Origin of the sequence: Paenibacillus sinensis (assembly GCF_019904155.1) — a bacterium.
GTDB lineage: Bacteria > Bacillota > Bacilli > Paenibacillales > Paenibacillaceae > Paenibacillus_AQ > Paenibacillus_AQ sinensis.
The window spans coordinates 143899-157668 of record NZ_JAHCMB010000121.1 but is presented as its reverse complement, the minus strand read 5'-3'; the positions used below and the strand labels follow the sequence as shown (position 1 = coordinate 157668).

11 protein-coding genes are annotated in these 13770 nt (G+C 58.2%); all 11 read right to left on the bottom strand.

The features are described 5' to 3' along the window. Positions 1-163 precede the first annotated feature (163 nt). The gene (gene uraD, locus KIH86_RS13310) at positions 164-685 is read right to left on the bottom strand and encodes a 2-oxo-4-hydroxy-4-carboxy-5-ureidoimidazoline decarboxylase (RefSeq protein WP_223085572.1); all 522 of its coding nucleotides are present in this window, start codon (positions 683-685) and stop codon (positions 164-166) included. 2 nt (positions 686-687) lie between these two features. Then, positions 688-1194 carry a (2Fe-2S)-binding protein gene (locus KIH86_RS13305; protein WP_223086067.1) on the bottom strand — a complete coding sequence of 169 codons (507 nt, stop codon included), beginning with the start codon at positions 1192-1194 and terminating at the stop codon, positions 688-690. 145 nt (positions 1195-1339) lie between these two features. Then, a complete protein-coding gene (pucD, locus tag KIH86_RS13300) occupies positions 1340-3616 on the bottom strand; it encodes a xanthine dehydrogenase subunit D (RefSeq protein ID WP_223085573.1) in 2277 nt (758 codons plus the stop codon). Positions 3617-3783: 167 nt separating this feature from the next. After that, on the bottom strand, positions 3784-4668 hold the full coding sequence (locus KIH86_RS13295; RefSeq protein WP_223085574.1) for an FAD binding domain-containing protein: 885 nt from the start codon (positions 4666-4668) through the stop codon (positions 3784-3786). A gap of 47 nt (positions 4669-4715) precedes the next feature. Then, entirely contained in the window at positions 4716-5642 is a 927-nt protein-coding gene (locus tag KIH86_RS13290) for an ABC transporter permease (RefSeq protein ID WP_223085575.1), read from the bottom strand. 21 nt (positions 5643-5663) lie between these two features. Then, on the bottom strand, positions 5664-6782 hold the full coding sequence (locus KIH86_RS13285) for an ABC transporter permease (RefSeq protein WP_223085576.1): 1119 nt from the start codon (positions 6780-6782) through the stop codon (positions 5664-5666). After that, positions 6779-8311 carry an ABC transporter ATP-binding protein gene (locus KIH86_RS13280; protein WP_223085577.1) on the bottom strand — a complete coding sequence of 511 codons (1533 nt, stop codon included), beginning with the start codon at positions 8309-8311 and terminating at the stop codon, positions 6779-6781. Before KIH86_RS13280 ends, KIH86_RS13285 begins: the two co-directional genes overlap by 4 nt. Positions 8312-8432: 121 nt before the next feature. Continuing rightward, a complete protein-coding gene (locus KIH86_RS13275) occupies positions 8433-9611 on the bottom strand; it encodes a BMP family ABC transporter substrate-binding protein (RefSeq protein WP_223085578.1) in 1179 nt (392 codons plus the stop codon). A 253-nt stretch (positions 9612-9864) separates the two neighbouring features. Next, a complete protein-coding gene (locus tag KIH86_RS13270) occupies positions 9865-10464 on the bottom strand; it encodes an NTP transferase domain-containing protein (RefSeq protein WP_223085579.1) in 600 nt (199 codons plus the stop codon). After that, positions 10397-11485 carry an XdhC family protein gene (locus KIH86_RS13265; RefSeq protein ID WP_223085580.1) on the bottom strand — a complete coding sequence of 363 codons (1089 nt, stop codon included), beginning with the start codon at positions 11483-11485 and terminating at the stop codon, positions 10397-10399. The genes KIH86_RS13270 and KIH86_RS13265 overlap by 68 nt, the downstream gene beginning before the upstream one ends. 116 nt (positions 11486-11601) lie before the next feature. After that, positions 11602-13176 carry a PucR family transcriptional regulator gene (locus KIH86_RS13260; protein WP_223085581.1) on the bottom strand — a complete coding sequence of 525 codons (1575 nt, stop codon included), beginning with the start codon at positions 13174-13176 and terminating at the stop codon, positions 11602-11604. Positions 13177-13770: the final 594 nt, after the last annotated feature.

Genomic DNA, 13770 nt, shown 5'->3' with positions numbered 1-13770 from the left:
GTTCTTGTCTCGTGTTCAATCGCCTGACCCTAACCCAGGTTCCCGGTTTATTTCCGATCCTGTATTCCTATACTGATTCCGTATTCCTATACTGAACAACCTCATGCCGAGATTGCGGTATTCACTTGTTATAAAAAGATCTGAACTGCTGTGTTTCACGCCGTCAAGCGTTCGAGCCGAGCAGATCTTCCAGACGGAACTTGGTGATCTTGCCGATCTCCAGAATCGCCCGTTCCCATTCGGTCTCCTTCGTACCGTTCACCCGCTCGGAAATTGATGCGATGATGTCATCTTTGTTCTTCCCGCGCACGGCGAGAATAAAAGGAAACTGGTATTTCTCCGTATAGCTCACGTTCAAATCCGTCAATGTCGCGAATTCCTCCGGCGTCAGCCGGTCCAGTCCGGCCCCCTTCTGCTCCGCCGCTGAGAGCGGCGTTACCTGGAGCCTTGTCGCCAGATCGGGATGCGCCCGCAGCAAGGACAGGATATGTTCCTCTCCCGCTTCCCGGGTTGCTCTCATCATAGCCTCATGCAGTTCCTTCACCGTCCCGAAAGGACGGGCATCATACGCGCCTTGGGCCACCCAGGGCGAATGCTCAAAAATACCGCCCAGCGTCTCCGTAAAGGCTTCCTTGCTCATCTCATTCAATGCTGACAGCGTCAGCCGCGCAGCTGGCGTTCCCATAGCTAGCCCACTCCTTTGCTGATCGCTTTGTTGACGGCTCTCAGAATGCCGCCGTATCCCGTACACCGGCACAGATTGCCGGATAGTGCTTCTTCCACTTCTTCAGGTCCCGGCTTTGGATTGTCCGCCAGCAGGGCGACAACCGAGATCACCATCCCCGGCGTACAATAACCGCATTGGAACCCGCCTTCTTCGAGAAAAGCCTGCTGAACGGGGTGCAGCCCTCCGGCGCTTAAGCCTTCAATCGTGGTAATCTCAGCGCCCTCGCACTGATAAGCCATCGTCAGGCAGGAATTGACCGGCCTGCCGTCCATAAGCACCATGCAGGCGCCGCAGCGTCCGAGTTCGCAGGAACGCTTCGTCCCGGTGAGTCCAAGATCCTCGCGTAGCACCGACAGAAGTCGGCGGGAGGGCGGCACATCAGCGGTGACGGGATGCCCGTTGACTCTGAAGCTTAAGGTATAGGTTGCTTCCGGCGATTCTTCTTCTGAAGATTCTTCTCCATGCATAACTGACGCCGCCGCCAGGTCCCGAAGGCCGCTTTTCCCGCCTCCCCAGCATGCTCCACCCATTTCGCTTTCCACTTCGGTACCACAGCCGCAGCTTCCGGCCTCTTCCTCAAGCGGATTTGCCTGCTCCTGATTTCCTTTATGCTCATCCAACATGCGCATTCACCGCCTTCTGTGGAATAAACGGCGTCTCCTGCAGCAGCTCGGGTTCTATCGGCAGCCGGACGGCCCGCTTCCCAACCGCCTGGAATACGGCGGACACCACGGCAGGCGCCAGATTGACCGAACCGATCTCCCCGACCCCTCGGGGACCGTACGTATCATGCTCCGGCAGATCCTCGATCGGCTCTACCTGGATGACGCCGTTCATATCCGCAATGGTAGGTATGATATAGGTGTCCAGATTTTTCGTGATGTAGGAGCCATCCTTCATGAGCGCATCCTCCGTCAGCGTGAAGCCGACCGCCATCCCGCTTCCGCCCTCGATCTGTCCGAGGTAGCCCTGCGGATTCGCGACCGGCCCCGCCGCAATGGCGTGGTATTGGTCCAGCATCTTGACGCGGCCCGTCAGGAGATTGACCTGAACCTTGACGGCGATTGCCGAATAAGTGTACAGAAAATGGGCACCGACCCGTTCAAAAGGCGTCGTCGGATAATCGAACACCGATTCGCTGACGATGGGCTCCTTCAAGCTGCTGGCCAGCTCGGCATAGGTCGCCACGCGGCGGCCTTCCTTCCACATGCCGCCTTCACCGCAGCGCAGCTCCCGCCCCAAGCCCGCGGATTCGGCAGCTGATGCCAGCTTGCCGGTGAAATCCGGATGCAGCCGGCGAAGGGCCATCCACATCATGCTCGTAGCACGGGACGCGGTGCTTGAACCGCTGTCCGGCACGACATCCGTATCGCCGATGATGATGCGCAGATCCTCTGCTGCGAAGCCGTACTGCTCCATGAGCATCTGCTCCATTGTGGCGATCAGGCCCTGGCCGAACTCCTCGTAGCCGAAGACGGCTTCGATCTTGCCGTCCGGCGCGAGCTGCAGCCGACCGCCTGCGGGGTCCGGTATGCCCTTGCCGAGTCCGGCTCCGTGCATGGCAATGGCCGTCCCGATCCCGGTAACAATCCAGGGATCGCTTCCGTCCCTGCCCGGACCGCGCCTCCGCTCGGCGTTCAGCGGGCTGCTCTCCAGCGCCTGCCACACCTGCATGGCGCCGTCCGTCTGGGCGATCGGCTGGCCGAAGGGGCCGGGGTCGCCGTATTGGCGCAAATTCAGGCGCCGCATCTCCCAGGGGTCGATCCCGGCAGCCTCGGCCAGCCGATCGATCTGGCCCTCCAGAGCGAAGATTGCCTGATTGCCGCCAAAGCCGCGGAATTCCCCCGACAGCCCGTTGTTTGTGTATACACAAAAGCCCTCAACGTCGATATGCTCGATTCGATAAGGGCCAAAGACATGCTCGGTAGCAAAGTTGAGCACTTCAGTGCCCAAAGTGGCATATGCGCCGGTATCCGATACCAGCCGCACGGTATGGGCAACAATCTTCCCGTCCCGGGTACAACCGGTCTTCATTGTAATCTTCATCGGATGCCGCTTGAGGCCCGCCCGGACCGACTCGGCGCGGGAATTATGCACCCGCACCGGTCTGCCCGTACGCAGCGCGAGCAGCGCGCCGTAAGGCTGGACATTCAGTTCGTCCTTGCCGCCGAACGATCCGCCGATCGGACTGGAGACGACGCGAATTCGCTCCTCCGACACGGCCAAAATACGTGACAGCTGCTTCCGGTCCATCAGGCCGTGCTGAGTGGCGGAATAGACGGTCAGCCGCCCGTCCGGCTCAGGAATGAAGAGGCCGCCCTCGGTTTCCATATACGTATGCATCTGCCGCGGCGTATAATACGTCTCCTCCGCCACATAGGCGCAAGCCTCGAAGGCATCCTCCGGGTCTCCCCTCCGGTACTCGGAATGGTGCAGCACATTCCCTTCGGGATGCAGAAGAATCGCATCCTCCTTCATGGCTTCCTCCGGGTCTGTAAGAAGCGGGAGCGGCTCATAATCGACTTCAATCAGAGACAGTGCATATTCGGCGATTTCATCGCTTTCGGCCGCGACCGCAGCGATGGCGTCGCCGGTGTAGCGAACCCGGTCCTCGCAGAATACCGGCTGATGCGGGAGCGCAATGCCGAAGCCATTCAGTCCCGGCACATCCTCATGCGTCAGGACGGCGTGAACGCCGGGAACCGCAGCCGCCTGGTCCGTACGCAGGCCCAGGATGCGGGCATGGCTCTCCCGGCTGCGCAGCACCCGGCCGACCAGCATATCCTCGGCGTACATGTCGGTCAGGTACTGCAGACTGCCAGTGACCTTCTCCAGTCCGTCGGGGCGCGTTCTCCAGCGGCTCCCGCTGGATTCTCTGCTCAGCGGCATGTTCCCCACTCTCCTTTCGGCAGCCCTGAATGCGTCGCAGCATTCGCAGCATTAATACGTTCGCAGCATTAATAACGAAGACACCGCTTGAACTTCAGAAATGAAGCACAGCGTTAATCCATTCACATATTCATCCATTCTTATTCATCCATTCTTGCTAATTCACACTAAATGAGCTTCCACAGCTCGGCAGCGATGAGATTGCCCGCCGTCTTGCGCTTATACTCCGCCGTCGCGAAGGGATCGGCGGAGGTCTCGAACCCGCCGGTCACCGCTTCGTAGACTTGCGGCAGCAGCTCGGCGGTCAGCACACCGCCTTCCAGCAGCGTCTCCGCCTTCGCAAGCCGGTGCGGACGCCCGCTGCCTCCACCGGCGGCGATGCGCACGCCGCTCAAGCGGCCATCCCCACCGACGAAGCCGGACAGCGCCACCGCAACGAGCGACGGTGTGAACGCCTCCCGGCGGCCAACCTTGCGGAAGGCCTCGAAGCGGCGGGAGCCCTCTGGCCCTTCCGCCGGAGAGATCCGCACACCCGCGATGATGCTCGCGGAGGAATAGGGGCCGCCCCAGCGGGAGGCCAGCCAATCCTCGGTGCGAAGACGGCTTGCGAACGCGCCGTCATAGACCTCCAGCTCCGCGTTCGCGGCCAGCAGCGCGGGGAGCGTGTCGCCGTAGCCGGAGGCGATATTGCCTCCGAGCGTCGCCAGATTGCGGACCGCCGGGGCCGCAATGACCCGGGCCGCCTCCTTCAGCGACGGCGCCGCCCGGTCCAGAAGGGAGTTTCGGCGGACGGACGATAAATCCGTCATCGCGCCGATGCGGATGGCTTCCCCATCTTCTTCAATCCCGGAAAGGCCCTCCAGCCCCCGAAGATCAATCAGCGCCTCCGGCATGGAGACCGTTCCGGCTTCCCACTGGGTCCGCAGCAAGGTGCTACCGGAGACATACACGGCCCCATCGCCGAGCGTCCGTTTCAGCTCCCAGGCTTCTTGCAGATTGCGGGGCCGGTACAGCGCCGGCGCTCTTAATCTATCGCGACGCAGTGCATCCATACGGTCCCCTCCTTCGGATGGTATTCAGTGTGCCGATACCGCCTCTGCTAGAACCTCTGCTCCCGGATATATGGAACGCCCAGCGATTCCGGCGTGCCGGAAGGCTTGTTGCGATTGCGGTAACCGAGATACATCAGGACGAGAATCGTCACGACGTAAGGGATCATTTTCAGGAAATACGGCGGAATGGCGCTGCCCAGCAGCTGCACCCGGAACCCGAGCGAGTCCAGAGCGCCGAAGAAATAGGCACACAGCAGCGCGCGAATCGGATTCCATCTGGCAAAAATAACAAGACCGACCGCGATCCAGCCTCTTCCCGCCGTCAGACCTTCGTTCCAGGTCGGAGCGACGCTCAGGACCATATCGGCTCCGGCGAGTCCAATCAGCATGGCGCCGACAATGATATAGCAATAACGGATCGTCCGCACCCGGATGCCCATGACATCGGCGGTCGCCGGGCTGTCGCCCACGGCACGCAGATGGAGACCCCAGGAAGTGCGGTGAATCAGCAGATGCAGCACAATAACCAGCACGATGCTGATCCAGGTCAGCATATCGAGATTGCTGATAATCTTAAGCACCGGCACCGAGCTCAGGAAATCCAGATGCACTCTCGGCAGACTTCCCGGCAGCGGATTCCCGCTGATCGGCTTGCCGAGGTAGGCGCTGAGACCGGTCCCGAACAATGTCATGGCAAGGCCGGACATCGTCTGGTTGGCACGCAGCGTAACGCTCAGGAATGCATGAACGAGGCCAAGCAGCGCGGTCACTCCGACCGCGGCCAGCAGACCGATCGCCAGATTCTCTGTGCGGATGAACACGATGCACATCGTGACCGCGCCCATGAGCATCAGCCCTTCAGCACCCAATTGAATGATGCCGGCGCGTTCGGTGAGGATGCCCCCCAGCGTAGCCAGCAGCAGCGGCGTGCCCGCGGAAATGGCGGCGATTAATAGTTGAGTCATAAAATCCATGTCTTCATTTCCTCCTTTGGGCTACGCTCCCCGGCGAATGCGGAAGCGGGTGACCATATCGCCGGCGATCAGGAAAAACAGGATCGAGCCCTGCAGCAGCTGCGAAATGGATGATGGCAGGCCGATGGTCTGTACGCTGTAGCCACCGACGATCAGGCCGCCGAACAACACCGAGGCAACCACCAGTCCGATCGGATTCAGCTTGGCGAGCCAGGCCACGATGATGGCCGTATAGCCGTAGCCCGGAGAAATGCCTTTGATAAGCTGATGGCTTACCCCGGATACCTCGGCCATACCGGCGAGTCCGGCAAGTCCGCCGCTGATCAGCATGACGATAATAATATGACGTTTGATATGAATGCCGGCGTAACGGGCGGCCGTCGGATTGGCTCCGATCAGTCTCAGCTCATAGCCCCAGCGGGTAAAACGCATCATTAGATAATAAATGACTACCGCGACCAGCGCGAAAATGAGGCCGATATGCAGCCGGGTTCCCCCGAGCACGGGCAGCGACTGGGCGTCGGTGAATACCGGCGAGCCCGGCATGTTGAAGCCCTTCGGATCTTTCCAGGGACCGAACACAACATAGTCAAGAGCCAGCAGTGCTACATAGTTCAGCATCAGCGACGTGATCAGCTCGTTGACCCCGAAATGCGTCCGGGGGATGGCCGTGAGCAGTCCCCAGAAGGCGCCGGCGGCAATCCCGAAGATCAGCATCAGCGAAATCGACCAGAATGCGGGCAGGTTTGGAAAATAAATCGTCACTGCAGTAGCGGCCATTGCGCCCGCGGTCAGCTGGCCTTCCGCCCCGATGTTCCACACCGAAATCCGATAAGCCACGGCGATGCCGAGACCGCATAGCAGCAGCGGAATCGCTTTGACGAGCGTTTCGGTAATGCCGTAGGAGGAGCCGAAGGCGCCCTTCCACATTTTAGCGTAGACGGTAGCCGGACTCATGCCATTCGCATAAATAAAAATCGCGCAGAGAACAAGCGCCAGCACGACCGACACGATGGGTGTCCACCATGGCGTACGAACCCGGGAAGCGTCATACTCCAGCCGCCAAGGCAGCCGCCCTCCCGAAGTCTGCTTGTTAACAGGTTCCAGCAGCGTTCCCCCGCTTGCCTTTTCCTGACTCATACCATGCTCTCCTCTCTCCCGCGAATGCCCGCCATCATCAGACCGATGCTTTCTCTGTCCGCATTGTCATGGGTCTCTTCACCAATAATTGCTCCATTGTATATGACCAAAATCCGGTCCGACAGCTGCATCAGCTCATCCAGGTCTTCCGAGATCAGCAGCACGCCGCTTCCCGAAGCCCGCAGCTCCATCAGCAGGTCGTGAACACCGGAGGTGGCTCCGACGTCGAGTCCTTGAGTGGGATGCACAGCTACCATCAGCTTCGGATTATGTGTAACTTCCCGGGCGAACAGCAGCTTCTGCTGGTTGCCTCCGGACAGCTGTTGAACGGGTGTATCAAGCTCCGGCGTCTTCACATCGAATTTACGCACCAGATGCTCCGACCATATCCGGTTCTTGGCCGCCTTAAGAAAGCCTAACTTCGAATGCTCTTCGGAACGATAGGACTTGAACAGCAGGTTGTCGACCGAACCGAGCCGTCCGGCAAGACCGCTCTTCATCCGGTTCTCCGGAACGTGGGAGATGCCGGCATCAATGGCGCTGCGTACCGATGCCGTCTTGACGGGACTTCCGTCAAAAATAATCTCGCCTTCCCGCCATGTCATTAGGCCGGTCAGCACCTCCGCCAGCTCCTTCTGTCCGTTGCCGGCGACCCCCGCCACGCCGACGATCTCGCCCTTGCGTACGGTGAGCGACAGCCGGTCCAGCGCCTTCCGCCCGTGATCGGCGACAACGCTCAGATTCTTGACCGCGAGCAATTCCTCGCCGTCCGTCTCCTCGCGCTCCCGGCGCTCGATCACGACTTCCCGGCCTACCATCAGCCGGGCCAGTTCCCGCTCATCCGTCTCCTTCGTAATGAGCGTCGTAATCATTTTGCCTTTGCGCATAACCGAAATGCGGTCGGAGGACGCCATAACCTCCTTCATTTTATGCGTCGTCATAATGACGGTCTTGCCTTCTTCCTTCATCCGGCGCAGCGTGCTGAACAGCCCCTCCACTTCACCGGGCGTCAGAACCGAGGTCGGCTCATCCAGAATAATGATATCGGCGCCGCGGTACAGCGTCTTGACAATCTCCACCCGCTGCTGCTCTCCCACGGAGAGCTGCCAGATCGGACGGTCCACCGGAAACTTCAGCCCGAAGCGTTCCGCCAGTTCCTCTATCTCCTTATGCTTGTTTTTGATCCAGTTTCTTCCGCGCCAGAAAGACGATTTTTCGCCAAGCACGATATTTTCCGCAGCCGTCAACGTTTGAACCAGTCTGAAATTTTGGAATACCATGCCCACGCCGAGCATGGCGGCGTCTTTTGGAGAGCGGATTTTTGCAGGATTGCCGTGAATCAGAATCTCGCCTTCATCTGCTCTGTATACGCCCGACAGCATACTCATAACCGTACTTTTTCCCGCCCCGTTCTCGCCAAGCAGCGCATGAATCTCTCCCGCATCTGCCGAAAAATCGACTTGGTCGCTCGCGGTTACCGAACCGAATCTTTTGACAATTCCGCGCATTTCCACCGAATGTCCCCGCATATGGAACGCCTCCTTTCTCATAGTTGTAGTATGGGTGAGGCAGGTTCTTCCCGAAGGAGCCCGCCCCACCCATAATTTTCTTCCTATTAAAGAATATCGTGAATTGGTAAAGACGCCCTTATCATTTCGGAATCGTGCCGACTACGCCCTTCGCCAGCCAGTTCATGCTGAGTACTTCGTCAAGCGTAAGCGTCTTGCCTTCCGGAACCTGAACAGTGCCGGCATTATCGGTGATCGGACCGGTGAAGACGTTCAGCTCGCCGCTGATAATCTTCGCCTGTGCATCCGTTACAAGCTTCTGCACATCTTCAGGAACCTTGTTGCCGAACGGAGCCAGCTTCACCATGCCGTCAGCCATGCTGCCGGAGTACTGCTCGTTGGTCCAGGTGCCGTCCATAACGGATTTAACCGTCTTGGTGTAGTATGGACCCCAATCCCATACCGGGTTGGTCAGGTAGTTGTCAGGCGCGTATTTCTTCATGTCGGAGTCGTTGCCGCCTGCGAATGCGCCGCGTTCCTGCGCCGCTTGAATAGTAGCCGGGGAATCCTGATAAGCCAGAAGAACGTCGGCGCCTTTATCCAGCAAGCTGATAGCCGCTTGGCGTTCGGTAGTCGGATCGTACCAGGTGTTCGTCCAGACAACGTCAACCTTGACATCCGGATTTACGCTCTGTGCGCCGAGCGTGAAAGCGTTGAGGTTATAGATAACTTCGCTGATCGGGAAGGCGCCGACATAACCGAGGTGGTTGTTCTTGGTTACTTTGCCTGCCGCGATACCGGTGAGATAACTGGCTTCGTAGTTTTTGCCAAAGTAGGTGCCCATGTTGTCTGCGGTTTTGTAGCCGGAAGCATGGTCGAATTTAACGTTGGGGAATTTCTTGGCTACATTGAGCGTCTGCTCCATATAGCCGAAGCTTGTGGTGAAGACAATATCATTGGATTGTGCGAGTTCTGTGATGGTGCGCTCGGCGTCCGGTCCTTCGGGGATGTTCTCGACGGTTGTCGCCTTGATACCGAGTTCTTTCTCCATTTCCTGACGGCCTTGGTCATGCTGATACGTATAACCGCCGTCGCCTGGAGGTCCGATATAGACGAAAGCCACTTTTGGCTTCTCTCCGGATGGCTGTGTTGATGCCGCCGCTGTGTCGGCGGATGATGTTGCCGCTGCGCTTGCAGCCGGCTCGGAAGACGCTGTCGTGTTCCCCGATGTGTTGTTGTTGCCGCCGCAGCCTGCGAGTACAATCGCAAGCACAAACAGCAGCAGGAAACTGAGTTTGAATGCCCGACCCCTTTGTTTCATATTTCTCCTCCTCCTAGATGGTGTGAGAGCTTCATAGCCTTCTCACTCTATGAACTGGCCGATTGTGGCCTGAGCTCCTTTAATGGGCTCTGGTCAATTATATATGCTTAACTATACCGGAGGCTAGAGTCTAGCGTAAATTTATATAACATACGTTTGTGCAGGTTTATAAAAAGAAGGGGGATTATTGTGCTATTTGCACGAATCCCCAGAGATGGATATTTCAAATTGTAAGCATTCGTAACACAGACTCTTACTTTCCGGTAAAATCCTCCTGCCGGGTGTTCTGAAGCAGCCAGTGACGCTGAACATTCAAGAAGTCGCCTTCCGTATCGGCATCCATCGCAAAGAGCGGCGTGTCACCCTTGATAACTGCTCCCTTGAATTCGGAAGAGTTCAGAATCCGGCCCGCCCCCCGGTCGCCGTCCAGCTGCTGAAGCGACGGAAACACCGACTTCGCGAACAGCGCCGGCGGCATCGCTGTTCCGTTGCCGGCGCTGGCCGCATAATCCAGCCCGGGGGTGCGGTGGAAGGCTTCGATCAGACGGTTCACCAGCTCCTTCGTAACAAAAGGCTGATCGGCCAGCGCCACCACTACAGCGTCCGGCTCATGCGGAAGCACTGCATTCAATCCGCAGCGCAGCGAGAAGGACAATCCCAGATGCGCCGTCAGACACGTCTCGGTGCGCCTTGCGCCGGACTCCCCGCTCTCGGGCGGCAGCCACTCCAGCTTGTCGTCGGCTCTGACGACCACAACCAGCGGATCAAGGTCGCAGCGCTCCAGTTCAACGAGCGCGACGCTCCCGAGGGCGACGCCCGGCGACAGCTTCCTTGAAACTTTGGATACCCCCATTCGACTGCTCTGCCCTGCCGCCAAATAAATCCCGGCTATCTTCAACGCGATCATCTCCTTTCTGCTTCAGACGGATATCCGCTCTTCTGACCTGTATCAGTTCGGCAACGATGCTGACTGCGATTTCCTCAGGGCCATCCGCTCCAATCGGCAGCCCTACGGGCGCATGCAGCGACTCCGCCTTCTCCAGCCCATCAAGCAGCAGCCCGATTCTTGCCTTCGATCCGATTATGCCGATGTACTTCGGATGGCGGGGGATCACCGCCTCCAGAAACCGCCGGTCCCGCTGGAGCTGATGGCTGCAGATCAGCACATAATCCCCGCTCCCGATATTCAGCTTCTCCGGCACTTCCTCCGGCAGGCACAGCGCGCGCTCTCCGGCCGGGAATCCGTTCATGAGCGGCCCCTCCCGCCAATCCGCGGCGGCGATGCGGAAGCCCGAACGCGAGGCCAGCTCTGCAACAGACCGGCTGTCCTGCCCCGCGCCGAACAGGACGAGTCTGGGCTTCGGAATCAGCGGTGTAGCAAACGCCTCTTCATCGTCATCGCTGCTGCCATACTGCCACTGGTGCTTCCTCTGCTGCTGCGTCACCGAAGGCTCCTCTTCCAGCCTGTACGCATATCCGCCGGGCGTCCGGCTTCGCCGCAGCAGCAGGCTTTTTCCCCCATCCATTTGTGCACTTGCCTCCACAAGCTGCAGGCGAAGCTCACCCCGCACCGGTTCGAGCGCCACTTTGATTTTGCCGCCGCACCCGACGGCCTCTCCCCAGGAGAAATCATCGGATGAACGCATATCATACTCCACCATCTCGGGCCGCCCGGATTCCCAGATTTCCCGTGTCCGAAGCTGAAGATCGCTCTCAAGGCATCCGGGGCTTAGACTTCCCAGCGTCCCTCCCTCATGGAACAGCATGACCGCTCCCGGTTTGCGGTAAGAGTGACCCTCCACAGCGACAAGCGTCGCCAGCACGGCGGGAAGCTCATGACTCCGGATATATGCCGCAATCTCATAGGCGCTCATGAACATCCCCCCTTATTCAATGGTCTTCCGTGTACAGCACCGATCCCCACTTAATCCATACACCTGGTATTTTGAAAAAAGACGGCCGGCGGCCGTCTGGTCTGGCGAACGGGACTTCAGCCCCGTTCCAGCATGTTGCGGAACAGAAAGGCCAGGCGCAGCCGCAGCAGATCGTCGGTCTTTCTGAAATCGACATCCAGGAGCTCGCTCAGCTTCTCCATGCGGTAGGTGGCCGTGTTCCGGTGAATGAATAATTTTTTGGCCGTTTCGTTGATGTGGCCGTCGTTCTCCAGGAAGGCTTCAAGCGTATGCAGCATCTCCCTGACATACTCGGGTTCCCGTCCGAGCAGACCGGCCAGCGTGCGGCTGGAGTATTTCTGCATCGTCTCGGAAGGAATCTGGCGCAGCACCATAGCAAGCTCAAGCTGCCGGTAATGCGCGACCTGCTGCCCCGGGTTCCAGTAGCCCCTCATCCGCAAGGCTTCCTTCGTCTCGCCGAAAGCTTCCCTGATCTCATCCGGCTTGCTCTTGCGGCTGCTGACTGCGGCGCAGGGATAACAGCTTTCCTTGATGCCAATTTTTTCGAAGCAGGCTTCGATGTACTTGCAGATCGCCTCCGGCGCCGTCCGTTCTCCCGACAAAAGCGACAGCAGACCTTCATCCGTCATGAGGTGGAATGATTTCAGCTTCGACAGCTCCGGATGCTGCAGATATTCCTCTTTCAGCCGGTTCAGCTCATGCTGTCTCAGCTCTCCCGCTTCCGGGACATCCGTCAACACCAGCTGAAACGGCGTTTGCAGCAGACCGGGATTCAGGCTCTCGGCCGCCTGGGTCAGCTCGGCGCTTGTGAGATCGCCCTTCAGGAATCGGCGGAACAGCCTGCCGAATTCCCGGTGCAGATCCTGTTCGAAATAATCCCGGCTGCTTGGCGGCATGTGATGTGCAATCAGCTCGGCACCCTGAACGAACAAACTCTCTTCCATCGTCAGCATAAGGGGATCGATGCCGAAGAAAATCAGGAACCCCCCGCATTCCTCGCCTTGCGCCAGGGGAAGCCGATAAGCCGTCTCCTGGCCGATCCGGACTTTGCGGCCCTTGGCCTGCCAGGGCCAGCCTGCCAGAATATCCTTCTCCTGATGGGAGCTGTTGTGAAACAGCAGCTCACCCCGGCTGCCGATAACTGCAAGCGGATGGCCGACGCATTCCGAGACCGATTCGAGCATGGAACGGCTCCGAACCGGCTCCAGCGCGAACCGCATGAGCCGCCGCTGCTTCTCCAGTACGGTTTGCAGCGCTCCTGTACTGCGGGAGAGCTCTGCCCGGAACAGGCCGTTCATCTGGTCGGAGAAGGTGAACTGGAACGGCAGCTCGATCAGCGGAAAGCCGAGTTCATCAGCTTCGGCGATCAATGACTCGGGCACTGCATCCCAGAAGCGACCCAGCTTGATGCCGAGGCCCGAAGAGCCTCTGCGGTTCAGCTTGTGTAAGAGAGCCGACGCCTGGTCGGGACTGTCCTTGATCAGATAGGCCGTCGTGAGCAGCATTTCGCCTTCCTTGATCCAATCCGAAATGTCCGGCGCGTCCATCACATTTATCGACTTGACGATTCGCCGGGTTCCCTTGGAGCCGGCAATCAGCCTGGCTTCCGACAAAGGGTAGACCGATAACGCCTCTTCAACCGTCAGATGCATACCGTCCCCTCCACTCTATATGAAATCCAAGTCTCCATGATTTCTGTGTTATTTTATGTAACATTATAAAGAATGCAGCACACTTTGAAAAGATATTTGTTTAAAAAATAACTCCGTATATGTAATGTTAACTCACATGAATGGCAAGCTTTGTGCGAGATGCTTCCTATTTTTTGTCCCTTATAGGGGACTCCTTCCATAAGCTGCAGCTTTTATGTTACAGCCTTTCATATGCTGCCGCGCCTATGTAATTGCGTTTCTATGTTACAGCGTTTCTATTTGCAGCCTTTCTTTGTGCAGCCTTTCAATGTTGCGGCGCTTGGCAAAAAGCCCTCCGCGCTTTAATTCGCGGAAGGCATGGGTATCCAGCCGATTCGGATTTCAGAGCAAGTCCCTTCTCATAAGCGGTCTTCCCTATTTCAACCGATTGCCGTGTACGAAGCGGCGACATCGCTTAACAGAAAATCCAAGCGCAATATCGATCCGGCCATTGTTTCGGTTGAACGCGATACCGCATTATGCATCTTTCCCCCATCTTCATCCATCCTCAATCATTCGCATTTATTCTTGTTCATTCTCACTCTTCCTCAGTCA

Coding starts and splice junctions, on each gene's coding strand:
- uraD (WP_223085572.1), bottom strand. CDS start 685: ATGGGAACGCCAGCTGCGCGGCTGACGCTGTCAGCATTGAATGAGATG.
- KIH86_RS13305 (WP_223086067.1), bottom strand. CDS start 1,194: ATGCATGGAGAAGAATCTTCAGAAGAAGAATCGCCGGAAGCAACCTAT.
- pucD (WP_223085573.1), bottom strand. CDS start 3,616: ATGCCGCTGAGCAGAGAATCCAGCGGGAGCCGCTGGAGAACGCGCCCC.
- KIH86_RS13295 (WP_223085574.1), bottom strand. CDS start 4,668: ATGGATGCACTGCGTCGCGATAGATTAAGAGCGCCGGCGCTGTACCGG.
- KIH86_RS13290 (WP_223085575.1), bottom strand. CDS start 5,642: ATGGATTTTATGACTCAACTATTAATCGCCGCCATTTCCGCGGGCACG.
- KIH86_RS13285 (WP_223085576.1), bottom strand. CDS start 6,782: ATGAGTCAGGAAAAGGCAAGCGGGGGAACGCTGCTGGAACCTGTTAAC.
- KIH86_RS13280 (WP_223085577.1), bottom strand. CDS start 8,311: ATGCGGGGACATTCGGTGGAAATGCGCGGAATTGTCAAAAGATTCGGT.
- KIH86_RS13275 (WP_223085578.1), bottom strand. CDS start 9,611: ATGAAACAAAGGGGTCGGGCATTCAAACTCAGTTTCCTGCTGCTGTTT.
- KIH86_RS13270 (WP_223085579.1), bottom strand. CDS start 10,464: ATGGGGGTATCCAAAGTTTCAAGGAAGCTGTCGCCGGGCGTCGCCCTC.
- KIH86_RS13265 (WP_223085580.1), bottom strand. CDS start 11,485: ATGAGCGCCTATGAGATTGCGGCATATATCCGGAGTCATGAGCTTCCC.
- KIH86_RS13260 (WP_223085581.1), bottom strand. CDS start 13,176: ATGCATCTGACGGTTGAAGAGGCGTTATCGGTCTACCCTTTGTCGGAA.